General features: G+C 64.6%; 23 protein-coding genes. 17 read left to right on the top strand and 6 right to left on the bottom strand.

What is annotated here, in order from left to right; all coding sequences use genetic code 11:
* Nucleotide 1 precedes the first annotated feature (1 nt).
* Nucleotides 2-1,099, top strand: coding sequence for a DUF2817 domain-containing protein (locus SAMIE_RS09095; protein WP_126516792.1), 1,098 nt, complete (start codon nt 2-4; stop codon nt 1,097-1,099).
* 60 nt (nt 1,100-1,159) lie between these two features.
* Here the strand turns inward: SAMIE_RS09095 and SAMIE_RS09090 are convergent, their stop codons facing one another.
* From SAMIE_RS09090 to SAMIE_RS09075, 4 genes are all read right to left on the bottom strand, one after another.
* Nucleotides 1,160-2,605 (bottom strand): N-acyl-D-amino-acid deacylase family protein, encoded by a 1,446-nt coding sequence (locus tag SAMIE_RS09090; protein ID WP_066700213.1) that lies wholly within the window; start codon nt 2,603-2,605, stop codon nt 1,160-1,162.
* Between the two features lie 49 nt (nt 2,606-2,654).
* Nucleotides 2,655-3,047 (bottom strand): nuclear transport factor 2 family protein, encoded by a 393-nt coding sequence (locus SAMIE_RS09085; RefSeq protein ID WP_083952459.1) that lies wholly within the window; start codon nt 3,045-3,047, stop codon nt 2,655-2,657.
* Nucleotides 3,048-3,133: 86 nt separating this feature from the next.
* The gene (locus tag SAMIE_RS09080) at nt 3,134-4,639 is read right to left on the bottom strand and encodes an aldehyde dehydrogenase family protein (protein WP_083952458.1); all 1,506 of its coding nucleotides are present in this window, start codon (nt 4,637-4,639) and stop codon (nt 3,134-3,136) included.
* Between the two features lie 413 nt (nt 4,640-5,052).
* Nucleotides 5,053-5,619, bottom strand: coding sequence for a cysteine hydrolase family protein (locus SAMIE_RS09075; protein ID WP_066700210.1), 567 nt, complete (start codon nt 5,617-5,619; stop codon nt 5,053-5,055).
* 98 nt (nt 5,620-5,717) lie between these two features.
* Between SAMIE_RS09075 and SAMIE_RS09070 the strand changes: the two genes are divergently transcribed.
* Nucleotides 5,718-6,683: a GlxA family transcriptional regulator gene (locus SAMIE_RS09070; protein WP_066700209.1), complete on the top strand. Its 966-nt coding sequence runs from the start codon at nt 5,718-5,720 to the stop codon at nt 6,681-6,683.
* 47 nt (nt 6,684-6,730) lie between these two features.
* Here SAMIE_RS09070 and SAMIE_RS09065 read toward each other — a convergent pair whose 3' ends face one another.
* Nucleotides 6,731-7,537, bottom strand: a complete 807-nt coding sequence (locus SAMIE_RS09065; protein ID WP_162849043.1) for an SDR family NAD(P)-dependent oxidoreductase — start codon at nt 7,535-7,537, stop codon at nt 6,731-6,733.
* A 284-nt stretch (nt 7,538-7,821) separates the two neighbouring features.
* Here SAMIE_RS09065 and SAMIE_RS09060 point away from each other — a divergent pair, with 284 nt between their 5' ends.
* From SAMIE_RS09060 to SAMIE_RS09030, 7 genes are all read left to right on the top strand, one after another.
* The gene (locus SAMIE_RS09060; RefSeq protein WP_197724668.1) at nt 7,822-9,615 is read left to right on the top strand and encodes an acyl-CoA dehydrogenase; all 1,794 of its coding nucleotides are present in this window, start codon (nt 7,822-7,824) and stop codon (nt 9,613-9,615) included.
* Nucleotides 9,616-9,680: 65 nt separating this feature from the next.
* A complete protein-coding gene (locus tag SAMIE_RS09055; RefSeq protein ID WP_232037407.1) occupies nt 9,681-10,475 on the top strand; it encodes an enoyl-CoA hydratase-related protein in 795 nt (264 codons plus the stop codon).
* Nucleotides 10,476-10,477: 2 nt separating this feature from the next.
* On the top strand, nt 10,478-11,635 hold the full coding sequence (locus tag SAMIE_RS09050) for an alpha/beta hydrolase (protein WP_197724667.1): 1,158 nt from the start codon (nt 10,478-10,480) through the stop codon (nt 11,633-11,635).
* Between the two features lie 225 nt (nt 11,636-11,860).
* Nucleotides 11,861-12,895 (top strand): alpha/beta hydrolase, encoded by a 1,035-nt coding sequence (locus tag SAMIE_RS09045; RefSeq protein ID WP_066700205.1) that lies wholly within the window; start codon nt 11,861-11,863, stop codon nt 12,893-12,895.
* Nucleotides 12,896-12,961: 66 nt separating this feature from the next.
* On the top strand, nt 12,962-13,759 hold the full coding sequence (locus tag SAMIE_RS09040; RefSeq protein WP_066700203.1) for a class II aldolase/adducin family protein: 798 nt from the start codon (nt 12,962-12,964) through the stop codon (nt 13,757-13,759).
* A 62-nt stretch (nt 13,760-13,821) separates the two neighbouring features.
* Nucleotides 13,822-14,421 (top strand): HD domain-containing protein, encoded by a 600-nt coding sequence (locus tag SAMIE_RS09035; RefSeq protein WP_066700201.1) that lies wholly within the window; start codon nt 13,822-13,824, stop codon nt 14,419-14,421.
* Nucleotides 14,422-14,441: 20 nt separating this feature from the next.
* A complete protein-coding gene (locus SAMIE_RS09030) occupies nt 14,442-15,293 on the top strand; it encodes an alpha/beta fold hydrolase (RefSeq protein WP_066700197.1) in 852 nt (283 codons plus the stop codon).
* 43 nt (nt 15,294-15,336) lie between these two features.
* On the opposite strand, the gene SAMIE_RS09025 is transcribed toward SAMIE_RS09030, so the two are convergent.
* A complete protein-coding gene (locus SAMIE_RS09025) occupies nt 15,337-16,413 on the bottom strand; it encodes an AraC family transcriptional regulator (protein ID WP_232037406.1) in 1,077 nt (358 codons plus the stop codon).
* A gap of 209 nt (nt 16,414-16,622) precedes the next feature.
* Between SAMIE_RS09025 and SAMIE_RS09020 the strand changes: the two genes are divergently transcribed.
* The 8 genes from SAMIE_RS09020 (at nt 16,623) to SAMIE_RS08985 (ending at nt 26,957) form a co-directional block, all read left to right on the top strand.
* Nucleotides 16,623-17,855, top strand: coding sequence for a TetR family transcriptional regulator (locus SAMIE_RS09020; RefSeq protein ID WP_169800205.1), 1,233 nt, complete (start codon nt 16,623-16,625; stop codon nt 17,853-17,855).
* A 137-nt stretch (nt 17,856-17,992) separates the two neighbouring features.
* On the top strand, nt 17,993-20,218 hold the full coding sequence (locus tag SAMIE_RS09015; protein WP_066700192.1) for a TonB-dependent receptor: 2,226 nt from the start codon (nt 17,993-17,995) through the stop codon (nt 20,216-20,218).
* Between the two features lie 20 nt (nt 20,219-20,238).
* Entirely contained in the window at nt 20,239-21,216 is a 978-nt protein-coding gene (locus tag SAMIE_RS09010; RefSeq protein WP_066700191.1) for an alpha/beta hydrolase, read from the top strand.
* Nucleotides 21,209-22,924 (top strand): class I adenylate-forming enzyme family protein, encoded by a 1,716-nt coding sequence (locus SAMIE_RS09005; protein ID WP_066700190.1) that lies wholly within the window; start codon nt 21,209-21,211, stop codon nt 22,922-22,924. The genes SAMIE_RS09010 and SAMIE_RS09005 overlap by 8 nt, the downstream gene beginning before the upstream one ends.
* A gap of 39 nt (nt 22,925-22,963) precedes the next feature.
* Nucleotides 22,964-24,247: an acyl-CoA dehydrogenase family protein gene (locus SAMIE_RS09000; RefSeq protein WP_066700188.1), complete on the top strand. Its 1,284-nt coding sequence runs from the start codon at nt 22,964-22,966 to the stop codon at nt 24,245-24,247.
* Nucleotides 24,248-24,298: 51 nt separating this feature from the next.
* Nucleotides 24,299-25,345, top strand: a complete 1,047-nt coding sequence (locus tag SAMIE_RS08995; protein ID WP_232037405.1) for a phosphotransferase family protein — start codon at nt 24,299-24,301, stop codon at nt 25,343-25,345.
* Between the two features lie 15 nt (nt 25,346-25,360).
* Nucleotides 25,361-26,143, top strand: coding sequence for an SDR family NAD(P)-dependent oxidoreductase (locus SAMIE_RS08990; protein ID WP_232037404.1), 783 nt, complete (start codon nt 25,361-25,363; stop codon nt 26,141-26,143).
* A 34-nt stretch (nt 26,144-26,177) separates the two neighbouring features.
* A complete protein-coding gene (locus SAMIE_RS08985; RefSeq protein ID WP_066700183.1) occupies nt 26,178-26,957 on the top strand; it encodes an SDR family NAD(P)-dependent oxidoreductase in 780 nt (259 codons plus the stop codon).
* The last annotated feature ends 12 nt before the right edge of the window (nt 26,958-26,969 follow it).

Raw genomic sequence — 26,969 nt, 5'->3', positions numbered from 1 at the left:
GATGACTGCGACGACCGCCGGCGATGCATTCGCCCATGACTATAGCTCCGCCCGCGCGCGGTTTCTCGGCCAGTGCGAGAGGCTGCACATTCCCGTCAGCAGTTATCGCCATCCGCAGCCCGGCCCCGGCGGCGAGGCGATCTACAGCGATGCGGCCCGGATCGGTCCGGCCGGGGCGGCGCGGACGCTGCTGGTGGTGAGCGGCAATCATGGCGTGGAGGGCTATGCCGGAAGCCATGCGCAGGTCGCGCTGATCGACGAACTGGCGCGCGAGGGGCTGCCCGCGGACACGAGCGCGGTTTTCATCCACATGCTCAACCCATGGGGCGCGGCGTGGCGGCGCAGGCATACGCACGACAATGTCGACCTCAACCGCAGCTTCGTCGACCGGACGATCCCGCTGCCCGTCAATGCGGAGCATGACGCGCTGGTCGGCACGGGTTTCCTCGACTGCCTGCGCGCGCCGACGCCGGGCAGGGCGCTGGAAGCGATGGCGCAATTCCGGCGCGCGCATGGCGACGACGCCTATGCGCAGGCGGTGTTCCAGGGGCAGTATGACAGCGCCGGGGGGCTAGGCTATGGCGGCAGCGCGGCGAGCTGGTCGCACGGGCTGCTGCGGCAGGTGGCAGGCGACATGCTGGAACCCGCCAGCCTCGTCGCGCTGATTGATCTGCACACGGGTCTCGGCCCGTTCGGCATCGGCACGCTGATCTGCACGGAAACGCCCGGTTCTGCGGAGACGGCCATGTTGCGGGCGTGGTATGACGAACCCTTCGTCGCGCTGCTCGAAGACCGGAAGGGATTGCCTTACGAGCTACAGGGCGATCTGGCGCAGGGCGTGCGGCAGGTGCTGCCCGCCGCCCGCATTCTTCCGATCAGTCTGGAGTTCGGCACCTATGAGGCCGACCGCTTCGCCGAACTGATGATAAAGGACGCATGGGCGGAGGCGCAGGGCAATCCCGACGACCCGGAGGTCGAGGCGATACGGTGCGATCTGATGCACTTTTTCTACCCGCAATCCGCCCTGTGGCGCGACATGGTGGCGCAGCGGACGAAGTCGGTTGCGATGATGGCGTTGGCGGGGCTGGCGGGGCTGTGAGCGTCCGGGCCTGATTTCGCGGCCCCGGGGGACGGAGAGAATCCCCCGAGGCCGCTCCCCTTATCCCTGGCGGGTCAGAACCCGGCCCGAACGGCGCGTGCCGCCGACCTGCTGGCCGTTGACGACGACCATCTCGATCCCGTCGGCGGGCGTGGCCGGATCGTCGTAGGTCGCGCGGTCGCCCACGCGGTCCGCATCGAAGAGAACGAGGTCGGCGAAGGCGCCGACGCGAAGGGTGCCGCGGTCGACCAGCCCATATTCCTGCGCCGGCAACTGCGTCATGCGGCGAACGATGTCCTCCAGCGGAAACAGGCCGCGCTCGCGGCAGAAATGGCCCAGAACGCGGGGGAAAGTGCCCCACAGGCGCGGATGCGGCATCTTGTCGTGGGGAAGCCCGTCAGACCCGATCATGCATTTGGGATGGCTGATGATCCGGTCCAGATCTTCCTGGCTCATCATATGGTAGATCGCGCCGCCCGGCTTCAGCCGGTCGATCGCCGCGTCTTCGCTGATGCCCCATTCGGCGGCGATGTCGGTCACGGTCCGTCCGGCAAGGTCGGGATAGGGGGTCGACCATGTGATCTGGGTGGAGCTGGATTTGGCGGCTAGATCGTGCAGCAGCGAAGACGATCCCGCGACATAAGGATAGGCGTCGAGCGCAATGGACTGTTCTTCGGCGGCGGCGTCGATGCGGGCGAGCGTATCAACGCTGCGGCCGAAATTGCGTTGACCCATGCATTTGTGGTGCGAGATGATGAGCGGAACGTCGGCGCTGCGCGCGGTGTTGAAGGATTCGTCGAGCGAGTCCATGATCGCGTCGGCTTCGTCGCGCATGTGGGTGGTGTAGACGCCGCCATAGGCGGAGACGACTTCGAGGAGCGCGACGACCTCGTCGGCCTTGCTGCCGCGGGCGGGCGGATAGAAAAGCCCGCTGCTCATGCCGATGGCGCCTGCGCGCATGCATTCGTCGAGCAGGGCTTTCATCGCCTCGATCTCAGCGTCGGTCGCGGGCTGGGTCACGTCCTCCATCACGGCGACACGCAGCGTCGAATGACCGACGAGCGGGGCGGCGTTCACGGCGGGCGAGGCGGACCGCACGGCGTCGAGATAGGCGGCGAAGGTGGAGAAGATGAAGGGACCGGAGGTGCCAGAGACCAGCAGGTCGAGGGGAGCGGGCACGGTGTCGCGCACCAGCGGGGCAAGGCTGATGCCGCAATTGCCGGTGACGATGGTGGTGATGCCCTGCGACACGCTGGGGGCCATTTCCGGACCGACCAGCAGCGCATTGTCCTGATGCGTGTGCACGTCGATGAAGCCGGGGGAGAGGATCAGGCCTTTCGCATCGACGCGGCGGACAGCGGCACGGTCGCTAAGGTCGCCGATCATGCCGATGCGGTCGCCGCTGATGGCGACATCCGCGACATAGGACGGCGCGCCTGTGCCGTCGATGACGGTGGCCCGATCGAAGATCAGGTCGAATGGCGCGTCGTGCAGATCGTTGTTCATTGTAATTCCCTGAAAATATTAGAAAAGGCTGGCGCGAGCGGCGGCGTCCCTAGCCTTCGAGAAGCACGTAACTTTCCTTGGTCAGCTTCCAGTCCCGATCGGTGAGAAGCCAGGCGGCGTGATAGATGCCCGCCCTGTCCGGCTGTCCGCGCCACGATCCGCGCCATCGGCCCGTCTCGGCCGCGCGTTTTCCGTCGGGGCCGAAAACGACGCTGTCGGGCGTGCGGTCGAAGGTGATGAAGGCGGGATCGGCGAAGTAATTGCGATAGACGTCGAGAATGCCGGGCTTGTCGAAGCAGCGCGCCGAAAAACTCGGCATGACCGCATAATCCGCCTGAAGAAGGGCGTCGATGACGGGCAGATCCTTGGCGATAAGGGCGTCGTTGAACGCCGACCGCGCCTGCCGGATCTTCGCTTCCTGCTGTGCAGCCATGTCCGTCATGCCGGGATGCCCCGGAATGCTGACACGGCCCCGCTCAGCAAGCGAGCGGGTCTATATTCCCCCCTGTGTCGCATCGGACGACGCCCTCAGCCCTTGTCTTTGCCGGCAAATCGGGGCGCGGGGATCGTAACCATGCGCATTTCGGTCATCGCTTCGATGGTGTGGCGGCCACCGAGCCGTCCGATCCCGCTCTTCGTGCCCGACGCGCCGCCCAGCGGCATGTGGGTTTCCCACGTCACGGTGTGCGCGTTGATGCTGATGATGCCGGCGGAAAGTTCGGTCGACATCGCCATCGCGCGTTCCATGTCCCGCGAGAAGATCGCCATGGTGAGGCCATATTCGGTGTCGTTCGCGACCCGCAGAAGCTCGTCGTCGCCGTCCAGCGCGATGACGGGGACGACCGGTCCGAACGTCTCTTCGCGGGCGACGCGCATGTCGGGGGTGACATCGACGAGCACGGTCGGCGCGTAGAAGAGGTCGCTGCCAAGGTCGGGCAGGCCATGGCCGCCAGCGATGCAGCGTGCGCCCGCGGCGATGGCTTCATCGACATGCTCGCGCGTCTTCTGGACGACCGCGGCGTTGTTGAGCGGACCCATGGTCGTGCCCTGATGCAGGGGATCGCCCGGCTTGTGCGAGCGGGCGATCTCGGCGATCTTTTCGGCCAGTTCCCCGGCAATCGCGCTATCAGCGAGAACCCGGCCGGTGGCGGCGCAGATCTGGCCCGAGTTCATGAACGCACCCAGTGCGGCAGCCTCTGCAGCGAGATCGAGGTCCGCGTCGCGGCGGACGATCACGGGGCCGTTGCCGCCCAGTTCGAGCAGCATCGGCTTGCCCGCGCCGCGCTCCGCGACGCTCTTGCCGGTCCTCGTCGAACCGGTGAAGCCGATGCCCTGCACATCTTCATGGCCGACGATTTCATCGCCGACGACAGCGCCCTGTCCGAGCACCAGATTGATGAGGCCGTCCGGCAGGCCCACGCTGGCGATGACGCGCATGAGCGCGGCGGCGACGAGCGAGGTGGTCGGGGCGGGCACCCACACCACGGCATTGCCGGTCGCGATGGCGGGCGCGAGATATTCGCCGGGGATCATCACCGGGTAGTTCCACGGGGTGATGACGGCATAGACGCCGCGCGGGTGCCGCTGCGTCAGGAACAGGCGGTCGGGGGTCTGGCCGGTCTGCACTTCGCCGGTCATGTAGCGCACCAGTTCGGCGCTCATGTGGAAACCATGGGCCGTGGCCGTCACCTCTCCGGTGGCTTCCGCCAGAGTCTTGCCCTGTTCCATCGACAGGATGCGCGCGAGGTCGTCGGTCGCGGCGGCAATCGCGTCGCCGATGGATGCGCACAGCGTCGCCCGGTCCCACGTCGAAAGGCGCGCCCAGGCAGGCTGCGCCGCCTTGGCATGGGCGACGGCCCTGCGGGCGGTTTCGCGCGTGCTGAGCGGCAGGCGGGCCAGTTCGCCGCCGGTCGCGGGATTGATCGCCGCGAAGGTTTCGGCCTCATCGCTTTCCCAGCGTCCGCCGATGTAATTGCCAAGATCCTGTGCAAGTTCGGGCAAGTCGTTCAGGGGGGCGCGCAGGTCGGTCGTCATGAGTTTTTCCCTGATGTGCTCGCCCATCGATAAAGCGAGACTTGCTTCGGTTTCCGACTGCGCCCACCGCGCAGCTATCCCTGACGGCGAGGCAGATGCAGAGCTGGGCCGACCCTTTTCAGCCGCTCAAGCACCCGCCCTTTTTCGCGCGGCGCTCCAGCAAAGGGGAGCGATCCGCGAAGCCGGAAGGAACTCTTTCCAACTGTCTATGGCTCATCGAAAAATCGTCCAATGGCATCCGGGGAAGCTCAAGGTTGCTCTTTAAGCAACGCTTCCATTCGTGACGCGGCAGTGCGGCCCGGCGCGCGCGCTCTGCGCAGACGGTCAAAAAAAACGCGCGGGAACATCAAAGTCCCCGCGCGGGCATGACCATCATGAGGGAAGACGGTCGTGCTCTTGAGGTTCGGCGCCTGTCAGGCGACTTCGGGCGCCGGGGCGATGGCCAGCCACTCGTCCGTCGAAGTGACGGTCGCGTAGCCGAATGCGAGAGCAGCCATGCTGGCGGCGTGAACATGCGCGGCCGGAACGACCGTGCTTTCGAACACGAGTTCCGTCGTCGCGCAGGCATCGTGGACGACGGTGACGCCGTAGCCCAGATCGGAGGCCGCGCGCGCAATCGCCTGAACGCACATGTGGCTCATCGCGCCCACGACGACCAGCGCGTCGACATCCTGCGCGTCGAGAACCTCCTTCAGACGGGTATCGCGGAAGCTGTTGGCATAATGCTTCACCACGACTTCCTCAGTCGCCAGCGGAGCAACGCCGTCGATGATCTCGTCCGCCGGATTGTTTGGGACGTAGAGGGGGGTGTCGGGAAGCAGTTCGTGGCGGACGTGGATGACCGGCTCGTTGCGGTCACGGGCGGCGCCGATCACGCGCGCGGCGTTGGCGACGGCTTCGTCGATGCCGGTGAGGGGCAACTGACCCGAGGCCAGGTAGAAATTCTGGAGGTCGACAGACACAATGGCGCGCTTGCCCATAAACTATTCCTTTCAAGCGGTGCAAAGATGGACTGGATAGCGCTGCGGCGACGATGCTGATATTGGCGCGAACGACATTCGAAGGGGCGATACCGACAATGGCGGAAAAACAGCCGATGGAGATCGGCATCCTTCTTTATCCCGGCGCGCAGGCTGCCGCGGTGATGGGAATGACCGATTTCCTGACATTCGCCGACCGCCGGGCGAGAAATGGGTCGGGCGAGCCGGCGTTGCGGATCAGCCACTGGCAGCAGGGCGAGCGCGAGCCGCAGAGGATATTCGACAGCGCCCCCGAATGCGGGGATATGGACCCGGCCGTATTGCTGCTGCCGCCAGCGCTCGAGGGGCCGGTGACGACGGAAGCGTCGGCACCCTTCGTCGAGTTCCTGCGGGTGCGTCATGCGGCGGGCGTGGTGCTCGGTTCCGTGTGCGCGGGCGCGTTTCTGCTGGCCGAAACGGGATTGCTGGATGGGCGGCGGGCGACGACGCACTGGGACGCCGCAGACACATTCCGCCAGCGCTTTCCGGACGTGAAACTCGACACCGATCTGCTGCTGATCGACGAAAGCGACATCCTGACCGCGGGCGGGGTGATGGCGTGGACCGACCTGTGTCTGCGGCTGATCGACCGGTTTCTGGGGTCGGCGGTGATGCTGGACACGGCGCGTTCGTTCCTGTGCGATCCGCCGGGCCGGGAGCAGCGTTATTACAGCAATTTCTCGCCAAGGCTGGACCATGGCGACCTGGCGGTGCTGAAGGTGCAGCACTGGCTGCAGGCGACGGGAGCGACCGATGCGCGGCTGTCGCGGCTGGCGGAAGTCGGCGGGCTGGAGGAGCGGACGCTGCTGCGCCGGTTCCTGAAGGCGACGGGCCTCACGAGCACCGACTATTGCCAGCGGCTGCGGGTGGCGAACGCGCAGGAAATGCTGCGGTCGAGCGTGCTGCCGATCGACCGGATCGCGTGGGACGTGGGCTATGCCGACACGTCTTCGTTCCGGAAGCTGTTCACCCGCATCGTGGGGCTGACCCCCGGCGAGTATCGCCAGCGCTTCCGCGGGCGATAACGCAGGGCATCGGCCGGACGCCGATGCCCTGCGCGGGGGAGGGAGGCTTATTTCCGCAGGCCGTAGCGCGCGGCAGGCTCTGCGTTGAACATGGACTGCAGAAGCGTTCCGCTCGCGCTGTCATAGGCTTCCAGCAGGGACAGGTCGGCGAGCGACGGGGCGATGACAGGCTCGCCCTGATCCACGCCCGCCATCACGGCATCGACGCAATCCTCGGTCGACATGACGATGGCGTCGGGCAGCGGTTCCAGATCGGCGCCGCCCGCCACGTCCCATCCTTCGGACACCACCGCGCCGGGCAGGACCAGCCGCACATTGACGCCGGTGCCTTCGACCTCGTTCTGGAGATATTTGGTCAGCAGGAAGACATAGGCCTTGGTCGAGGCGTAGACCGGAATGCCGACGCCGGGGAAGGGCGCGAAGCCCGCGCCCGAGCCGATGTTGATGAGCGTGCCCGCGCCCTTTTCCGTAAAGCGGACGAGAGCGGCCTTCGACAGGGTAGTGAGGGCCGTGACGTTGAGCGCGATCATGTTGGCGATCACCTCGTCGGAGGTTTCGACCAGCGTCTTGATCGTGGAATAGCCCGCATTGTTGACGACGAAAGACACCGACGGATCGCCGGAAATCCGCTTCGAAACGGCGGCGACGCCCGCCGGGTCGGACAGGTCGGCGACGAGGACTTCGGCACGGACCGGGAAACGGCTTTCCAGATCGGCCGCAATGGCGCGGAGCCGGTCTTCGCGCCGGGCGACGAGGACAACATCATAGCCGCGCGCGGCAAGACGGTCGGCGAACAGCTTGCCGATACCCGAAGACGCCCCGGTGACGATCGCGGTGCCAAGATTCCCAGACAAATTGATTTCCTTTACCATGTGGAGGGATGGTGAACGGGTGAATACCCCATTCATATACGTCGCAATATGCTACTGATCCATCCCCGGCGATGACCAATCGCCTCACGGAGCGGGTGACATATATGGTCAACGGCGGTGCCCGTGACTGCCGGGCGGCTTGAGCGAGATTGCGATGTTTCGCCTGCATCAAACCGTCCTAGCCGCAGCGCCCGGAACGCACCAAGGCTCAGGTGCGCATTTTCGCGCCGTCCTTTTCGCGCACTGCTTGGCTACCAGGAGTTACCGTGAGCACCATCGTCGATCGTCAGAATCTCGACTTCCTGCTGTTCGATATGTTCGACCTGGAGAAGGCGCATGCGTCCGGCCCCTTCGAAGGGCAGGACCGCGAGCTGATTTCGCAGCTTCTGGACACGGCCCAGCGCATCGCGGAGACCGAGTATCTGACGACCGCCGCGCCGCTCGACGCGGTTCCGCCGACCTTCGAAAATGGCGAGGCGGTGATGCCGGCCTATGTCGGGCGTGCGCTGAAAGCCTATAGCGACGCCGGGCTTTCCGCGCAGAGTTTTCCGGTGGAATATGACGGGCTGGGCATGTCGCATACGGTGAGCATGACGGTGAACGGCATGTTCAGCGCGGCCAATGTCGCTATCGCCAACTATTTCCTGCTGACGGCGGCGGCGGCGCGCCTGTTGCTGGCGTTCGGGACGGAAGAGCAGAAGTCCCGCTATGCCTCGCACATGATCGCGGGGCGGTGGATGGGCACGATGTGCCTGTCCGAGCCGCAGGCGGGATCGTCGCTTTCGGACATTACGACCCGGGCCGATCCTGCGGGCGACGGCGCCTATCATCTGCGCGGCACGAAGATCTGGATTTCGAGCGGCGGCCACAGCATGAGCGAGAATATCGTCCATCTCGTGCTCGCGCGGCTTCCGGATGCGCCTGCGGGCGTCAAGGGCATCTCGCTGTTCCTCGTCCCGCAGAAGCGGCTCGACGAAGCGGGCAGGCCGGGCGAGGATAATCATGTCACGCTGGTCGGTCTGGCGCACAAGATGGGGCAGCGCGGAACGACCAACTGCCAGCTCAATTTCGGCGAGGACGGTCCTTCGGTCGGCTATCTGGTCGGCAAGCCGCACCAGGGGCTGCACGCCATGTTCCATATGATGAACGAAGCGCGCATCGGTGTGGGGCATGTGGCGACCATGTCCGGGCTGGTCGGGTATCTCTATTCGCGCGACTATGCGAACGAGCGGCTTCAGGGCCGCCGCATCGGCCAGAAAGACCCCGCTTCGCCGCAGATTCCGCTGATCGAGCATGTCGACATCCGGCGAATGCTGTTGGCGCAGAAGGCGGCGGTGGAAGGGGCGCTGGCGCTCTGCACCTATTGCGCACTGCTGGTCGACGAGCAGAAAAGCGCGGCGGAAGAGGATCAGGCCGACCTCGCCCTGTTGCTGGAAGTGCTGACGCCGATCGTCAAATCATGGCCATCCGAACATTGTCTTGAGGCTAACAAGTGGGCGATGCAGATATTGGGCGGGGCGGGATATACCAGCGATCATCCGGTGGAACGCCTGTATCGCGACAATCGTCTGAACCATATCTATGAAGGCACTTACGGCATTCAGGGCATCGACCTGCTGGGGCGGAAAGTCCGGCTGGCGGAGGGGCGCGGCCTCGACCTTCTGATCGAGCGGATCAACGCGACGATCGGGCAGGCGGCGGGCATTCCGGCGCTGTCGGATCACGCTGCCCGGCTGGCCGAAGCGATCGGCTGGGTCACGGACGCCACCCGCGCCGCGCTGGCCGAACCCGATCTGGAGCGCAGCCTCGCCAATGCGACGCTCTACCTCGACGGGACGGGGACGGTCGTGATCGGATGGCTGTGGCTGTGGCAGGCGATGGTCGCTGTTCGCGGGCAGGAAGGCGGCGAAGCCAGCAAGGCCTTTTATGAAGGCAAGCGCGCGGCCTGCGACTATTTCTTCCGCTATCAGTTGCCGCGCGCGCAGATCGACCTCGGGCTGGTGAAGGCGCTGGACGACACCTGCCTTTCGACGACGCCCGATCAGATCCGCGCCGCCTGACGGCCAAGGGCCGGGCGGGCGCGAACGAGAATGAAATGGAGGATGGATTGGCACAGCGCGATACCTTGACGACCGATCTGCTGTCGACACTGAAGGACGGCATCCTGACGCTGACGCTCAACCGGCCGGAGGCGCGCAATGCGATGAGCGATCCGATGCTGGAGGCGATGGACCGGGAACTCGCCTTCGCGCAAGACAGCAGGGACGTGCGGTGCGTCGTCCTTCAGGGGAGTGGCCGCGCTTTCTGTGCGGGCGGCGACGTCAAGGCGATGGGGGAGAACCCGATCACGCCGTCTTCGCTGGACGAGAGGGTCGAATATCAGCGTGCCATCCAGCGCGCGACATCGGGCAGGCTGGTTGCGATGGCCAAGCCGACTATGGCGGTCATCCACGGCCCCGCCGCGGGCGCGGGCCTTGCGCTGGCGCTGGCGTGCGACCTGCGGATCATGGCGCGTCCGGCCTTCCTGCTGACGGCGTTTGCGAACGTGGCGCTTTCGGGCGATTTCGGCATCGGGTATCTGCTGGCCCGGCTGGTCGGGATGGCGCGGGCCAAGGAGTTGATGTTCCTGCCCGAACGCGTGACGAGCGAGCGCGCGCTCGATCTGGGGCTGACCAACTGGGTGTGCGAAGCCGAGGAGCTGGAGGCGCAGGCGGCGCTGATCGCAGGGCGGCTCGCGTCCGCGCCGCCGCAGGCGCTGGCCTATATGAAGGAGCATCTCAACAGCGCGCTGTCCACCGAGTTCGGCGCCTATATGGACCATGAGGTGCGCTGCCATATCGACTGTTCGCAAACGGCCGACCATGGGGAAGGCGTCAGGGCTTTCGCGGAGAAGCGCGCGCCTGTTTTCAGCGGGGACTAAAGGTGGCCGGGCAATCCGCCACGCATCCGGGGCCGCTTTCCCCGGCGCTGTTGCCCGAAGGTATCCGGTCCCGCATCGTCAGCGGTGTCGGCGACCTCGACATGCATATTCTGGAAGCAGGCCATGAGGGGAAGCGGCGGCCCGCCATCCTCCTCCTTCACGGCTTTCCCGAACTGGCGTGGTGCTGGCGCAGGGTGATGCCGCTGCTCGCCGACGCGGGCTATCATGTGGTCGCGCCGGATCAGCGAGGGGTCGGGCGGACGACGCCGCAGCCGGATGCCTATCTCACCGATCTGGAACCCTATGCCACCGGCAATCTGGCGGCGGATGTCTTTAACCTGATGGACGCGCTGGGCCTGCCGTCCGTCGACATGCTGGTCGGCCATGACGCGGGTTCCATCGTCGCGGGTTTCTGCGCGCTTGCGTGGCCCGACAGGGTGCGCCGGCTGGTGCTTTCCGCTTCGCCCTTCGGTGGCGCTCCGCCCGCAGGAACGCCGCCTGCCGCGCCTTTCCTCGACCATGTGGTGCATCAAGAGCTGGCGCGGTTGCCGCAGCCGCGCAAACATTATCAGGCCTATTATTGCGGCGCGGACGCGAACGCGGACATGTGGAACCCTCCGCAGGGCATGCACCCGTTTCTGCGCGGCTATTATCATCAGAAAAGCGCCGACTGGGACGGGAACCGGCCCGGCCCGCTGAAGGGATGGACCGGCGAGGAAATCGCCAGACTGCCGCATTATTACTGCATGCCCGCGCAGAGCGGCATGGCGGAGGTCGCCGCCGCGATCATGCCCGATGTGCGGCAGGTCGCGGGCTGCGACTGGCTGAGCGATGCCGATCTGGCGGTCGCCGCCGCGGAGTTTGCCCGCACCGGGTTTCAGCCCGCGCTCAACTGGTATCGCAGCGCGCTGGCGGAGGGGATGACCGGCCGGGATATGACGCCATTTCAGGGCCGCCGCCTGCCCATGCCGGTGGCTTTCGTGTCGGGCAGGGCCGACTGGGGTCCGTATCAGGCGCCGGGACTGATGGAGGCGATGCGCGACGGGCTGGCGACGGAGCCGGTCGCCATCCACTTCATCGACGGGGCCGGGCACTGGGTGCAACAGGAACAGCCCGAACGCTTCACCGAAATTCTGCTCGCCTTTTCCCGGCGCGGGTGATCCCTGTTTCCGGGCGGTTGAAGGCGTTTTGCCGCAAATCGCGACCAAGGGGTTGCGAGGGCTGGTCATTGCCCCATGGTGTGCCGATGGCATGATCGGCGCAGCATTTCGCGCTGATGAACGGTCCGGTTCTGAAATGAGTCCCTCGGTCCCTTATCCTGCTGCACGTGGATGGCGCGGTGCGCGCGATCGGACGAAATGCGTAAAAAACTGGAGAGGCACAGAATGACGAAGCTCTTGAACGATCCCCGGATAGACCCACGGATCAAGGCCGTTTTCGGGGAATATGGCACGCCCGCCGCGCCCGACCTGCTCACGCGCGAAGAGCTGATCGAAGTCATGAATACGCCCGAAGCGAAGGCCGCCGTGGCGGCGGACGCCCAGTTTTTCGCCGAGGCCGTGTGCGAAATCTCCGCACCGACGAAAGGCCTCGTCTACGAGACGAAGACCTTCATTTCGCAGCCGGACGGCAATGAGATCAAGATCCAGTATATCCGCCCCGAGGGCACGGAAATCCTGCCCTGCGTCTATTATATGCATGGCGGCGGCATGGCCACGCTGTCCGCCTTCGATCCCAATTACCGGGGATGGGGCAGCATCATCGCGGCGCAGGGCGTTGCGGTCGCCATGGTCGATTTCCGCAATAGCCTGCTGCCCTCGTCCGCGCCGGAAATCGCGCCCTTTCCCGCGGGCCTCAACGACTGCGTTTCCGGGCTCAAATGGGTTCATGCCCATGCCGAAGAATTGCGGATCGACCCCGACCGCATCACCCTGGCCGGTGAGAGCGGTGGCGGCAACCTGTCCCTTGCGACCGCGCTGAAGCTCAATCGCGATGGCGACATCGGCCTCATCAACGGCGTCTATTCGCTGTGTCCGTTCATCGCGGGGCAGTGGCCGCATCCGGACCATCCGTCCTCGGAGCACAATCAAGGCATCTTCATCAATATCGGCAACAATCGCCTGACCCTGGCCTATGGTATCGAGGCGTTCGAGCGCAAAGATCCGCTGGCATGGCCGATCTTCGCGTCGGAAGACGATCTCAAAGGGCTGCCGCAGACGGTTATCAGCGTGAACGAGTGCGACCCACTGCATGACGAAGGCGTCGCATTTTACCGCAAGCTGCTGGCGGCCGGGGTGCCCGCCCGGTGCCGTTCGCTGATCGGAACGGTGCACGCGGTCGAGATTTTGCCGCGATGCGCGCCCGACATCAGTGCAAATACCGCCAACGACATCGCTTATCTCGCCCGGACGGGCAAATAGGGATGGCTCTGCCTTCCGCCGATGTCGCTGGCTCACCCCTCGATGGAATAGCTAAAGGAGATTGAAATGGCTGACGGTTCCTGGTCGCCGACACCTTCCCTGAGGAGTCAGGTCAGCGAGGCGGAGTGGCAGATGCGTGTCGATCTCGCCGCGCTTTACCGCCTCGTCGCGCTGAACGGATGGGACGATATGGTCTACACCCATATCTCCGCGCGCGTGCCGGGGCCGGAGGAGCATTTCCTCATCAATCCCTACGGCATCTTCTTCGAGGAAATGACGGCATCGTCGCTGGTGAAGATAGATATGGACGGCAATGTCGTTCAGGAAACGCCCTACAAGGTCAACGCGGCGGGCTTCACCATCCACTCCGCGATCCACGGCGCGCGGGAAGACGTGAAGTTCGTCATGCACCTGCACACCGATCAGGGGATCGCGGTGTCGGCGCAGAAGGAAGGGCTGCTCCCGCTCAGCCAGACTGCGCTGGCCGTGCTGCCCGAGCTGGCCTATCATGACTATGAAGGCATCGCGCTCGATCTGGACGAGCGCGAGCGGCTGGTCGCCGACCTCGGCAACAACGCGGCGATGCTGCTGCGCAATCACGGCACGCTTGCGGTCGGTCTGGATGCGGGCGACTGCTGGCGGACGATGTTCATATTGGAACGGGCCTGCAAGATTCAGGTGATGGCGCTGAGCGCCGGGCGCGACGGGGTCCTGATCGCTCCGGAAGAAGCGCAGCATACCGTCGCCCGCCAGATGGCGGCGCGCGGCCCGCTTCGGCTGGAGGGTGGCCAGTCCGCCTATGAGCTGATCTGGCCGGGCTGCCTGCGCCGCCTCCATCGCGAACTGCCGGGCTTCGACGCCTGACCGAACAGATGTGCGATGGCGTGACCGCGCCGTCGCACAGCCTCATGCAAGAAAGTCCGACAATGTCCGACACCAAGGAAATCGAAGGCGCCACGACCCATTTCACGCAAATGGCGGATTCCACAAAAGACGACTGGGCGATCATCGACAGCCACTACAAGCCGTTTCACGCTGGACTGTCGAACCGGATATTGACGCACCTGAAGCTGCTGGACGGCGATTTCGGGGGCTATCCGGTCGACCGGCTGGAACATAGCGTCCAGTCCGCCACGCGCGCCTATCGCGCCGGGATGGACGAGGAATATGTCGTATGCGCGCTGCTGCACGACATTGGCGATACGCTGGGTTCCGGCAATCACGCGGACCTCGCCGCCGCGATCCTGAAGCCCTATGTTTCGGAAAAAAATCACTGGATGGTGGAGAAGCACGCCATCTTCCAGGGCTATTATTTCTTCCACCATATCGGCGAAGACCAGCATATGCGGGACAAGTTCAGGGGACATCCGCATTTCGAATATACGGCGGACTTCTGCCACCTCTACGACCAGTCCGCGTTCGACGCCAATTACGACACCATGCCGCTCGAAGCGTTCGAACCGATGGTCCACCGGCTGTTTTCGACGATGCGATATTCCTTCTACAAAAGCCCGACCGCAGAATAACAGGTCCATAGCAGACAGACATGATCGAAACGCGTTGCGTCAGCCTGAACGGCCTTGAATTCACCGTCGACATTGCGGGCCACGAGCATGCGCAGACCGTCCTGCTGCTCCATGGTTTCCCGGAATCGCGCTATATGTGGCATCCGCAGGTCGAGGCTCTGTCGGCGGCGGGCTTTCGGGTCATCGCGCCCGATCAACGTGGCTATTCCACGGGCGCGCGCCCGACGGGCGAGGACAGCTATCGCGTGGAACTCATCGTTCAGGACGCGATCGACCTGATGGACGCGCTGGGCGTTGCGGACTTTCATCTGGTGGGACATGACTGGGGCGGGCAGATCGCGTGGCTGGTCGCGGCGGGCCATGCCCGAAGGATAAAGACGCTCAGCATATTGTCGCGCCCGCATCCGGCGGCGTTCGCGCGGGCGATGGCGGAAGATCCGCAGCAGCCGGAGCGCTCGCGCCATCACCGTTTCCTGAAAGACGCCGACGCCTACGACCGGATGCGCGTCGACGGGCTTCGGCCGTTGCGGGAGGCGCTGGAAACCCAGCATGTCCCGCCGGAAATTGCCGCTGTCCATATCGCCAAGCTGGCCGAGCCGGGCGGGGTGGAAGGCGCGATCAACTGGTATCGGGCCAGCGGCTTCACGGGTGCGCAAACGCCCGCCATCGACCTTCCCACGCTGTATATCTGGGGCACGGAAGACGCGACGGTCGGGCGCTATGCGGCGGAACTGACATCCGATTATGTGACCGGCCCCTTCCGGTTCGAGATCGTCGAGGGGGCAGGGCATTTCATCGTCGATCAATGCCCCGAGATCGTGACCGACCTGCTGCTGGGCCATATCCGGCAGGGCGCGGACAGCCCCGCCTAGGACTGGCGAGTCCGCGCCCGCGCACTGCTGTGGCCCGTTCCGCCTAGCTGTCGCACAGGCGGCGTTGCAGCCGGTAGGCGGTCGGCGACATGCCGAGCCAGTCGAAGCAGGCGCGCCAGAGGCTGCGGCGATCCGAAAAACCAAGATCGAAAGCTATGTCGTCCAGATTGGCGTCGGTCGCCAGCAGGGTGCAGAGTTTGCGCATCCGCACTTCGCGGGAGAGTTCGCGGAAGCTCGTCCCCTCCTGCGTGAGCCGACGCTGCAGGGTCGCGGCGCTCATTCCGAGCTTGCGGGCGGCGACACGCTGGTTGGGGATTTCCTCCTGCATCAGCACGCGCAGTTCGTCGACGATCGAGCCGGACTCGTCCGACCGCGTCGCGCGCGGTGACCTCTGCGCGATTTCCATGAAGACGGACGATTCGTGGAAGGAGAAGCTCTTGTAGCGGCGCACGCCGAGCGGCAGGTCGAGAATTTCCTTGGGATAGACCATGGAGACGCCCGTTCCGTGCCGCCAGCAACTCGTCGCGAGGCCCGTGAGGAGCGATTCGTCGCGGTCCGCCAGCAGGCTCGACAGCCTCGTGCGGACCGGCTCGATCCACTGGCCGGTGCCCCAGACCAGCACGCAGTGAAACACGATGGCGATCAGTTCCGCGTAGATTTCGCCCCGTTCGGACAGCTCGTTCATGGCGTAGGTGACATTGATGCCGTCCGCCCCATAGCCGATGGATACCGTCATGCCGGAGGGGATGACCTGCACGAACTCGCAGAAGCGCTTCAGCCCTTCGCCCACCGAGTCCATGTGATTGACCGCGGTGAAGATCACGGTCCAACTGCCCTTGGGCAGGGGGCGGGGGGTGCAGCCGTGGCCTTCGTCGTCGTATTTATAGACGCCATCGACGCACAGGTTCCAGAAATCGACGCGGGAGATGCTTGCGGGCAACTGGCCCCGCGCGTCGCAGAGGCCCGCTCCGGCCATCAGCGCGCGCGCCCTTTCCGCGCCGAAAAATGTTTCGACATAATGTCTGGAAAGCTGTTCCGCGCCGAAATTGCGCGCTGCGGTGGAGAAGAGGAGCGAGCGGTCTTCCTGCACCGTGCTGGGCCATGACTGGGAGCCGAACATGGATGGATAGCCGCTTGAATCCTGAACTCGGCAGAGGTTCGCTTTCATATCCAGCCTCTCTCTTGGCGGCCCCATCTTTGCGTGGCCAGTCCCTGAAATAATTTGCACTATAGGACAAAAAATGGTTCAAGGCAATGCCTGCCGCCCATGTCTGAGTTGAGGATGCTTCTCCGTTGCCCGTCGCCCGCCGCCTTTCCGCCATCATGGATATGCCAGCGAGGACGCGTGGACCCAAGCGGGCGCCCGCGCAGGCGAGGTCCATCGAAACCCGCAAGCGGATCATCGAAGGGGCGATTCTGGTTCTGGCGGAACGCGGAATAGCGGGCATGACGCACCGGGAAATCGCCCGCACCGCTGGCGTCTCCCTGGCGTCGACCACCTATCATTTCGCCAGCAAATTCGACATATTGGCCGCCGCGTCGCAGGAAATGCTGGACGAAGACACGCTGCTTCTTCCCGGCGAAGATGCGGCGGGATCGGGCGGGGCGGGGTGCCCGCGATCCTGGCTGGTCGAGTTCCTCATCAAGGTCGCCGGGGAACAGCGGGTCCGGGGCGCATGCTGGACCGAGATCATATTGGACGCCCCCCGCCACCATGAATCGCTTGCCCTTGCGCGCGGCTGGTTCACGGCGGCGGCGAAGGTCTGGAGCGAATGGGCGCTGGCGTCCGGGGGCGACGACAGCGAACTTGCAGCGCGCTCCTACGGCGACATCACCGTGGGACTGCTGCTTTTCGTGCTGGTTCTGCGCCCGACAGAGGAAGATCTGCGGGCCGTATTCGATGGCGGGGAAGATCCGCTCGACCGCTGGGGGCACGGGGAAAAGGCGGCCGCCGCCAAGCCCGCACGGCTCAGCGGCAAGTCGGCGGTGACGCGCGAGGCGATCCTGACGGCGACGCTGGACGAGCTGGTTTCGAAGGGGCAGACGGCGATCGGGCTGAAGGCGATGGCGAGCAAGGCGGGGCTTTCGCCGTCCGGCGCTTTCTATCATTTTCCCACCACCGCCAGCCTGATCGAGGCGGCCCAGCATCGCCTGTTCGAGAATGCGAAGGATCGCTATCGTATCGTCGCGTCGCTGGAACGGGGGGAGGAAAGCCTGGAAAGGCTGATCGACCGGACAACCGTCATCTTCTTTCGCGAAGCGACGGAATATGCGCTGGAAAGCCTTGCCATCTACCGGGTATGGCTGGAAGCCAGCCGCCAGCCGTCGCTGCAATCGGCGATCTGGGCCGATATTGCGGACCAGCACAGCGCGTGGCGACGCCTTTTGACACCGATCTCATCGTCGCTGCGGCCGCTCGATCCCCTGCTGTCGCAGGCGCTGTTTACCGGAAAGCTGATCCGGCTGGTGTCCAGCGGGTCGCGGACGGAGGATCTGGCGCATGTCCGCCGCGAATTTGCCCATGATCTGACCATGATCTCTTCCGGCCGTTTCTGGCTGTAAGGCGATCATTCGAAATGCGATTTACCCCTTGCGGCAAATTGCGACATCGGGGGTGCGATCAACCATCATTCTCCATCGAACCGAAATCCATCAAACACGAATCGGCACAAAAAGACAAAACCGATGGAGGGGTTATCATGAAGAAAGGTTATTACGTGCTTGCGTTGCTGTGCGGGACTGCCGTCGTGCCGGTGGTTCATGCCCAGACGACCGACGCGCCCGCGCAGGAGCGGAACGGTCAGGAGCAGTTCGAGGATATCGTGGTCACTGCATCCCGCCGAAGCGAGACCATCCTGAAAACGCCGATCGCGGTGTCGGCCTATTCCGGCGACAAGCTGCGCGCCGCGCAGACGGTGTCGCTGACGGATCTCGTCGGTCCCAACCCGAACATCCAGATCGGCAACAGCTACAATTCCGCCAATGTCGCGATCCGAGGCATCGGCAACGGTTCGTCGATCAACGCCGGGTCGGACGCGGGTGTGTCCATCCAGGTCGACGGCGTTTACATGGCGCAGCCCGCGCTGACATTGTCGACGTTCCTCGACGTGGCGCGGGTCGAGGTTCTTCGCGGTCCGCAGGGCACGCTCTTCGGTCGCAACGCTACCGGCGGTGCGGTGAACATCATCCCGAACGAACCGACGCGGGACCTGCATTACGGCTTCGACGTCAGGGCGGGCATCGACCCCGGCCAGATCAACACGTCAGGCTATGTCAGCGGCGCGCTCGATGCGTCGGGCACCTGGACCGCGCGTCTTTCGGCCCAGCAGACCTATAATCGCGGCTTCACCAAGAATCTGTCGACGCCCCAGCCCTATCCCGCAGGCTATTCGAACGATCTGGTTACGTCCCGCGCGCCGAGCCGGCTCGACAATGCGGATAACCAGTCGGTCCGCGGCCAGATCAAATGGGAGCCGTCCGACAGCTTCAACGCCCGGCTGCTGGTCGAATATCAGCGCGATCATTCGAACGGCCCGGCGACCTTCCTGGAGGGCACGCCCGATCCCACCCAGCCTCTTCCGGCGATCCTCGTCGGACAGTCGACCGGCAACGTCAAAAAGCGCGAAGTTTACAGCAATGAAGGGCTGCGGCGGGTCGAAGGCAAGAATGTCAATCTGACGCTGAACTGGGCGCTGGGGAACGGCGACCTCAAGGCGCTCGGCTCCTATGCGGATACCAAGATCCACAATATCCAGGACGGCGACGGAACCGACGCGCTGCACACCTATTCCGACTTCAAGAACAAGACCCATCAATATTATGGGGAACTGCTCTATACCTCGGACGCGGCGCTGCCGTTCACCTACATTATCGGCACCAACTATTTCCACGAGAAGCTGCAACAGGATATTTCGGTTCCGATCAGCCTGCTGCCCATGCCGGTCGATCTGGGCGCGAAGATCAACACGACATCCTATGCGTTCTTCGGCCACGCCCAATATGCCCTGACACCGGAGGCAAAGATCTTCGCCGGTCTGCGATACACGCACGACAAGAAGGTCGATCTCGACGACTATAACAGCTATGTCGGCATCCTGCCGAGGCAGAGCACTTCGTCCAGTCAGGTCACTTACGAAATCGGTGCGTCCTACGCGTTCAGCAATACGCTGGACGCCTATGCGAAATATGCCACCGGCTACAAGGGCGGCGGTTTTTCGGCGGGCGGCCTCGCCCCGGCTTTCGATCCGGAAAAGAACACCAACCTCGAAGCGGGCCTGAAGGGCTGGTTCTTCGACCACGGATTGCAGGCCAATATCGCCGCCTTCCACATGAAGTATAACAATCTTCAGGTGAACCAGATCAACGGCGCGTCGACGCAGGTCGTCAACGCGGCGAAGGCGACCATCTACGGCATCGAGGCGGAAACCGTCATCCGGCCGATCGAGGCGCTGCGGTTCGAAGTGTCGGGCGCCTATCTCCACGCGACCTTCGACCGTTTCCGCACCGGCGATCCCGCCCGCCCCGATCTGGGGACGGTCGATCCCGACGGCACCCGCCGGTTTGACCTCGATGGCAACGATCTGCCGCAGGCGCCGCGATACAGCGTCAGCGCGGGGGGCTATTACGACGTGCCGGTTTCGTCGGGCAAGGTCACGCTGGGCGCGCGTTACGACTGGAAATCGCGGATCTATTTCAGCGAGTTCAACATCCCCGTTTCTTCGCAGTCGGCGGCGGGCAAGCTGAACCTGTCGCTGAACTATGAGAGCGACGACAAGCGGATCACGGCCAGCCTGTTTGCGAAGAACATCACCAACAAACAGGTCAAATCGAACGTGATCGTGGTGTCCGCGCTGATCGGCTCGCTGGCGCTCGGCCAATATCAGCCGCCACGGCAGATCGGCGCTTCGTTCGGCTACCACTTCTAGAAAGAAACGACAGCAGAACGATGCCGACCCAACATCCGAGCGTGGCGCAGGCCCGAACAGTCAAAGACCATATATCAGGCCTGATCGCGCGCTCGGATGAGATGGAAGAACTGCCGGTCGCGATGCGTTATGTCATGGACAATTACACGCTGACCGGCGCGGAGCGGGAGTTGGTGTGCGCCACCAGCACCGTCGATCTGGGCACCTGCGCGGGCGAGTGGTTCGTCCCGCCGCAGGTGAAGCCCGGCCACCATATCGTCTATGTCCATGGCGGTGGATGGTTCGCCGGGTCGGTGGACACGCACCGCCATCTGATCGACCTCCTCGCGCGGACAACCGGACGGGCGGTGTTCGCGCCCAACTATCGCCTTGCGCCCGAACATCCGTTTCCGGCGGGTCTGGACGATGCCCGGCGCGCCTATTTCCATGCGTGCGCGCACGGGCCGGCGGGGCCGATGGAAGTCGCGTCCGTCGCCCTGATGGGCGACAGCGCGGGCGGCAATCTCTCCGCCGCGCTCGTGATCGACCTTGTATCCCGCAACGCCCGGCTGCCCGATGCGCTGGCCCTTTTGTCGGGCGTCGTCGATTTCCGTCCGCCCGACCGGATGCCGCCCGGTTCGGATGACCCGACATGCGAGCCGACGACGCAGACCAAAATTGCGGAACTCTATCTTCAGGGCGTCACGACCGTGGACGATCCGCTGGTTTCGCCCGCCGCAGCCGGTACCGACATCCTCGAACGGTTCCCGCCGACCATCATTCAGGCGTCGTCCGACGAATATCTGCGCGATCAGGATGTCGCCTTCGCCGCCGCGCTCTGGCGGCTGGGCGTGACGGTCCATCTCAGCATCTGGCCGCATCTGCCGCATGCCTTCCATCTCTTCCCGCAGGAACTGCCGGAAGCGGGGCGCGCAGTGGCTGAAATCGCCGCGTTTCTGGAGGGTGTCGAGGCGGCTCCGGTCGATGAATTTGCAAGCGTAGGAGCGCAGAATGACTAAATCCTGGCCCGTTATGTCGCTCAAGGAAGCGGAAGCGCAGCTGTGCGTTCCAGGGTCGCGCTTCGAAATCCGCAAGGCCGTGATCAACGGTCGCGAATTGCGGACATGGGCGAGCCTGCCCGACAATGTCGCCGAACTGGCGAAGCAGGTGCGGGCCAAGCATGGGGAGCGGGAGTTTCTGGTCCTCAACGACGAGCGCGTCACCTATGAGGGCTGGTTCCGCGCGGTTTCGACGCTGGCGGACCATTTCGTCCGCGAGGGCGTCAGGCCGGGGGATCGCGTCGCCATCGCGATGCGCAACCTTCCTGAATGGCCGGTGGTGCTGTTCGCGGCGACGGTGTGCGGGGCCATCGCCGTGCCGCTCAACGCCTGGTGGACGGGCGAGGAACTGGGCTATGCGCTGGAGCAGTCCGGCTCCACGGTGCTGATCTGCGACGACGAACGCTTCGAGCGCGTGACGGGCGGCAGTCCGGAACTGGCGGGTCGCCTGAAGATCATCGTTTCGCGTTCGCCCCGTCCGGGCATCGTTTCGCTCGAATCCATCATCGGCGAGGTCGCGGGCTATGGGCGGCTGCCGGACCTGCCGCTGCCGGACGTGGCGATGAAACCCGACGATCCGCTGACGATCTTCTACACCAGCGGCACCACGGGCCGTCCCAAGGGCGCGCTGGGCACCCACAGGAACATGCTTTCGGGGCTGGTGGCGATGGATTTCATCGGCCAGCGCGGCGCGTTGCGCCGGGGCGAACCGATCAGCGACCTCACGCCGTCGGTCACGTTGATGACGATCCCGCTGTTCCATGTGACAGGCTGCGCCGCGCTGCTGATGTCCGCCTTCGCCTGCGGAGGCAAGGTCGTGCTGATGCACAAGTGGAACACGATCGAGGCGATGGGGCTGATCGAGCGGGAGCGGATCACATCGGCGGGCGGCGTCCCGACAATCGCGTGGCAGTTGATCGATTCCCCCGAGAGGAGCCGGTTCGATCTCAGCTCGCTCAATTATGTGCCCTATGGCGGTGCGCCCGCCGCGCCGGACCTGCCTTTCCTGATCGAACGGGAACTGTCCGCCGTCCCCTACAACGGCTGGGGCATGACCGAAACGTCGGGGACGATCACCGGGCACAGCGCGGAAGACTATATGAACCGCCCCGATAGCTGCGGGCCGCCGCTTCCGGTCGACGACCTGCGCGTCGTCAACGAGGCGGGCGAACCGCTGCCCGTCGGCGAGATCGGCGAACTATGCGTTCAGGGGCCGCAGATCGTGATGGGATACTGGCAGAATCCGCAGGCGACCGAAGCGACATTCGGCGACGGCTGGATGCGGACCGGCGATCTGGCCACGCTGGACGAGGAAGGTTTTTGCACCATCGTCGGCCGCAGCAAGGACGTCATCATCCGCGGGGGCGAAAATATCTACGCCGTCGAGGTCGAGAACGCCCTGTTCAGCCACCCTGCCGTCACGGACGCGGCGGTGGTCGCCCTGCCGCACGACAGGCTGGGCGAGGAACCCGGCGCGATGTGCCTGATCGCCGAGGGGCATTCGGTCAGCGAGGATGAACTGAAGCTCTGGCTGCGGGAGCGGCTGGCGGCGTTCAAGATCCCGGTGGTGATCCGATTTCACCACGAACCCCTGCCGCGCAACCCCAACGGCAAGGTCATGAAAAACGAAGTGCGCGCGCTGCTTCTCTCTGACGCGATGCAGGACTGACATCCTGACCGGACGCAAACATTATCTAAGGACTCAACGATGGATTTCGCACTTACACCCCGCCAGACTTCCTTTCGCGATCGCGTGCGCGCTTTCATCCAGACCAACGTCAAGCCGCGCCTTGCCGACTATGAAGCCGAAGTGGCGGCGGAACCGCGCTGGAAGGTGATACAGGTCATCGAGGAACTGAAGCCGCTGGCCCGTGAGCAGGGCTTGTGGAACCTGTTCATGCCCCCGCATTCCGGTCAGGAGCATGTCGACAACAGCTTCGTGTTCGAAGGGGAGCAGCTCACCAACCTCGAATATGCGCTCTGCGCCGAGGAAATGGGCCGGGTGTTCTGGGGTTCGGAGATCTTCAACTGCTCCGCGCCCGATACCGGCAATATGGAAGTGTTCCACCGCTACGGCACGCTGGAGCAGAAGGAAAAATGGCTGCGCCCGTTGATGAACGGCGAAATCCGGTCCGCCTTCCTGATGACCGAACCCGATGTCGCCAGTTCCGACGCGACCAACATCCAGACGTCGATCCGGCGCGAGGGCGACGAATATGTCATCAACGGCCGCAAATGGTGGTCGACCGGCACCGGCGATCCGCGCTGCAAGGTCGCGGTCGTCATGGGCAAGACCGACCCCAACGCCGACAAATATCGCCAGCAGAGCATGATCCTGGTGCCGATGGATGCGCCGGGCGTGACGATCAAGCGCATGCTGAACGTCTATGGCTATGACCATGCGCCGCACGGGCATGGCGAAGTGGTGCTGGACAATGTGCGCGTTCCGGCGAGCAACATGTTGCTGGGCGAGGGGCGCGGTTTCGAGATCGCGCAGGGGCGGCTCGGGCCGGGCCGCATCCACCACTGCATGCGGACCATCGGCGTGGCCGAAAACGCGCTGGAGGCGATGGCGAGCCGCCTGTTGTCGCGGCAGGCGTTCGGCAAGCCGATTGCGAGCCAGTCGGTGTGGGAACAGCGCATCGCGCGCGCGCGGATCGACATCGAAATGACGCGGCTGCTCTGCCTCAAGGCGGCGGACATGATGGATCAGGCCGGCAACAAGAGCGCGCAGGTCGAGATCGCGATGCTGAAGGTGCAGGCGCCGATGATGGCGTGCCAAATCCTCGACGACGCCATTCAGGCGCATGGCGGCGCAGGCGTGTGCGACGATTTCGACCTCGCCTTCGACTGGGCGAACACCCGCACGCTGCGGCTGGCGGACGGTCCCGACGAAGTGCATGCGCGCGCCATCGCGCGGGCGGAGTTCAAGAAATATCGCGATGTCGCGGGCGACAGCCTGTCGAGCGGCGATGTCGGGGCGACGCGCTGATGCCGGGGGCGTTCGCCTTTCTTCGTGCCCGCGCAGATGGGGACGGCCGCGATGGCTGAGGCGGCACTCGTCGAAAACGCCCTCGACGTCGGCAAGCTGACGGCGTGGATGGAGGCGCATGTCCCCGAGTTCGAAGGGCCGATCGGCCTCGACAAGTTCGCGGGCGGCCAGTCGAACCCGACCTTCGCGCTCGACACGGCGACGCAGCATTATGTGCTGCGTCGCAAGCCCGCTGGCGCGTTGCTGGCGTCCGCCCACGCCGTCGACCGTGAATACCGGCTGCTGAGCGCGCTGCATCCGGAGGGCTTTCCGGTGCCCCGTCCCATCGCCCTGTGCGAGGACGACGCAGTGATCGGATCGGCATTCTATGTCATGGAACGGATCAAGGGGCGGACGCTGTGGGACGGCGCGCTGCCCGACGAGACGCCAGCGGCGCGCCGGGCGATCTATGTCGAGATGGTGGAAACGCTGGCGCGGCTGCACCGGTTCGATCCGGCGCAGGTCGGGCTGGCGGATTACGGCAGGCCCGGCAATTATTTCGAGCGGCAGGTCGCGCGCTGGAGCCGCCAGTATCGCGCATCGCAGACCGAGGATGTGCCGGAAGTCGAAAAGCTGATCGAATGGCTTTCGCGGACCGTGCCGGAACAGTCGGCGTCGACCATCATTCATGGCGACTACCGGCTGGATAATCTCATCTTCGATCCGTCCCGGCCGAAGGTGCTGGCCGTCATCGACTGGGAACTGAGCACGATCGGCGATCCGCTCGCCGATTTCAGCTATTTCGCGGCGCACTGGCTGATGCCCGCGGACGGGCTTGCGGCGCTGGGCAATGTCGATCTGGAGGCGGCGGGCATTCCCTCTCTCGACGAGATTACTGACCTCTACTGCCAGATGAGCGGGCGGCCGCGCATCGCCAACCCGCACTGGTATTTCGCCTTCAACCTCTTCCGCATCGTCGGGATCGTGCAGGGCATCCGCAAACGCATCATCGACGGCACTGCTTCAAGCCTGGAGGCGGAAAAGGCGGCAGCAAAGCTCGTGCCCATGGCGCGGCTCGGCTGGGAACAGGCCCGGCTGGCCGGCGCCCTAGAACCATGAAGACTGGAGGGAAATGTGAACAAGCTGTTTGACCTGAGCGGCAAGGTCGCCATCGTTACCGGGTCGTCGCGTGGCATCGGCCGCGCCATCGCGGAGGCGCTGGCGGACGCCGGGGCGCAGGTCGTCATCTCCAGCCGCAATCTGGATGCGTGCGAGGAAGCTGCCGCCGCGATCAATGCGCAGACGGGCGAAACGCGCGCCACCGCCATCGCGGCGGACATTTCGGTGAAGGACGATCTGCGGGCGCTGGTTGCCGAAACGGAAAAGCGGCTGGGGCCGGTGGACGTTCTGGTCTGCAACGCGGCTGTCAGTTCGCATTATGGGCCGACGCTCGAAATTCCGGACGATGAATTCCACAAGATCATCAACGGCAATATCCTGTCGAACCAGTGGCTCGTCCAGCTCGTCGCGCCCGGCATGATCGAGCGGCAGGCAGGGTCCATCATCATCGTCGCTTCGCTCGGCGCCTATCTGGGGTCCGGCATGATCGGCACCTATCATGTGTCGAAGGCCGCCGATCTTCAGATGGTCCGCAACCTTGCCGTGGAGCTTGGCAGGCACAGCATCCGGGTCAACGCCATCTCCCCCGGCATCACGAAGACGGATTTCGCAAAGCGGCTGTGGGAAGACCCCGCAGGCGTCGAGCAGGTGACGAAGCGCACGCCCCTGTGCCGCATCGGCGTGCCGGGCGAAATGGCGGGCGCGGCGGTCTATCTGGCGGCAGAGGCCAGCGCCTTCATGACGGGGCAGTCGCTGCTCATCGACGGCGGCATGGCGATAGGCCCGGCAAGGCTTTGATGCAGTCGGCTTCCAACAGAGTCAGGAACGAACCATGAGCAACCTGTTTGACCTTAGCGGCAAGATCGCCATCGTGACCGGATCGTCGCGCGGCATCGGTCGCGCCATTGCGGAGGCCTTGGCCGAGGCGGGCGCCCGCGTCGTCATTTCCAGCCGCAAACAGGCGTCCTGCGACGAGGTCGCGGCCGCCATCAACGCGCGCCACGGCGAAGGGCGCGCGACGGCCATCGAAGCCAGCATTTCGAACAAGGCGGCGCTGGAAGCGCTGGTCAGGACTGCGCAGGAAGCGCTGGGTCCGATTGATATTCTGGTCTGCAACGCGGCGTCCAATCCCTATTATGGGCCGACGCTGGGGATCAATGATGACCAGTTCCGCAAAATTCTGGAAAACAACATCCTGTCGAACCACTGGCTCGCCCAGTTGGTCGCGCCGTCGATGATCGAGCGTCGGTCGGGTTCCATCGTCATCGTATCGTCGATCGGCGCCTATATCGGGTCTGACATGATCGGCACCTATCATCTGTCGAAGGCCGCCGATCTGGCGATGGTCCGCAATCTGGCCGTCGAGTTCGGCCCCCACAAGGTCCGGGTCAACGCCATCTCGCCCGGCGTGACGCGCACCGATTTCGCCAAGGCACTGTGGGAAGACCCCGCAAAGGAAAAGGCATTCAGCCAGCAGATCCCGCTGCGCCGTATCGGCGAGCCGGGTGAAATGGCGGGAGCGGCCCTGTTCCTGGCATCCGACGCCTCTTCCTATGTGACCGGGCAGGCCATCGTCGTGGACGGCGGCATGACCATCGCGCCGGTGGCGTGAAGACAGGATCGG

The sequence above is a fragment of the Sphingobium amiense genome, from assembly GCF_003967075.1.
Classification (GTDB): Bacteria; Pseudomonadota; Alphaproteobacteria; order Sphingomonadales; family Sphingomonadaceae; genus Sphingobium; species Sphingobium amiense.
This window is presented reverse-complemented; position numbering and strand designations above follow the sequence as displayed.

Excerpts from the sequence above, each read along its gene's own strand:
- SAMIE_RS09030 (WP_066700197.1), top strand. The coding sequence starts at position 14,442 with ATGATCGAAACGCGTTGCGTCAGCCTGAACGGCCTTGAATTCACCGTC.
- SAMIE_RS09090 (WP_066700213.1), bottom strand. The coding sequence starts at position 2,605 with ATGAACAACGATCTGCACGACGCGCCATTCGACCTGATCTTCGATCGG.
- SAMIE_RS09045 (WP_066700205.1), top strand. The coding sequence starts at position 11,861 with ATGACGAAGCTCTTGAACGATCCCCGGATAGACCCACGGATCAAGGCC.
- SAMIE_RS08995 (WP_232037405.1), top strand. The coding sequence starts at position 24,299 with ATGGCTGAGGCGGCACTCGTCGAAAACGCCCTCGACGTCGGCAAGCTG.
- SAMIE_RS09020 (WP_169800205.1), top strand. The coding sequence starts at position 16,623 with ATGCCAGCGAGGACGCGTGGACCCAAGCGGGCGCCCGCGCAGGCGAGG.
- SAMIE_RS09010 (WP_066700191.1), top strand. The coding sequence starts at position 20,239 with ATGCCGACCCAACATCCGAGCGTGGCGCAGGCCCGAACAGTCAAAGAC.
- SAMIE_RS09035 (WP_066700201.1), top strand. The coding sequence starts at position 13,822 with ATGTCCGACACCAAGGAAATCGAAGGCGCCACGACCCATTTCACGCAA.
- SAMIE_RS09075 (WP_066700210.1), bottom strand. The coding sequence starts at position 5,619 with ATGGGCAAGCGCGCCATTGTGTCTGTCGACCTCCAGAATTTCTACCTG.
- SAMIE_RS09000 (WP_066700188.1), top strand. The coding sequence starts at position 22,964 with ATGGATTTCGCACTTACACCCCGCCAGACTTCCTTTCGCGATCGCGTG.
- SAMIE_RS09080 (WP_083952458.1), bottom strand. The coding sequence starts at position 4,639 with ATGACGACCGACCTGCGCGCCCCCCTGAACGACTTGCCCGAACTTGCA.
- SAMIE_RS09085 (WP_083952459.1), bottom strand. The coding sequence starts at position 3,047 with ATGACGGACATGGCTGCACAGCAGGAAGCGAAGATCCGGCAGGCGCGG.
- SAMIE_RS09025 (WP_232037406.1), bottom strand. The coding sequence starts at position 16,413 with ATGTTCGGCTCCCAGTCATGGCCCAGCACGGTGCAGGAAGACCGCTCG.
- SAMIE_RS09070 (WP_066700209.1), top strand. The coding sequence starts at position 5,718 with ATGGCGGAAAAACAGCCGATGGAGATCGGCATCCTTCTTTATCCCGGC.
- SAMIE_RS09095 (WP_126516792.1), top strand. The coding sequence starts at position 2 with ATGACTGCGACGACCGCCGGCGATGCATTCGCCCATGACTATAGCTCC.
- SAMIE_RS08985 (WP_066700183.1), top strand. The coding sequence starts at position 26,178 with ATGAGCAACCTGTTTGACCTTAGCGGCAAGATCGCCATCGTGACCGGA.
- SAMIE_RS09040 (WP_066700203.1), top strand. The coding sequence starts at position 12,962 with ATGGCTGACGGTTCCTGGTCGCCGACACCTTCCCTGAGGAGTCAGGTC.
- SAMIE_RS09015 (WP_066700192.1), top strand. The coding sequence starts at position 17,993 with ATGAAGAAAGGTTATTACGTGCTTGCGTTGCTGTGCGGGACTGCCGTC.
- SAMIE_RS09005 (WP_066700190.1), top strand. The coding sequence starts at position 21,209 with ATGACTAAATCCTGGCCCGTTATGTCGCTCAAGGAAGCGGAAGCGCAG.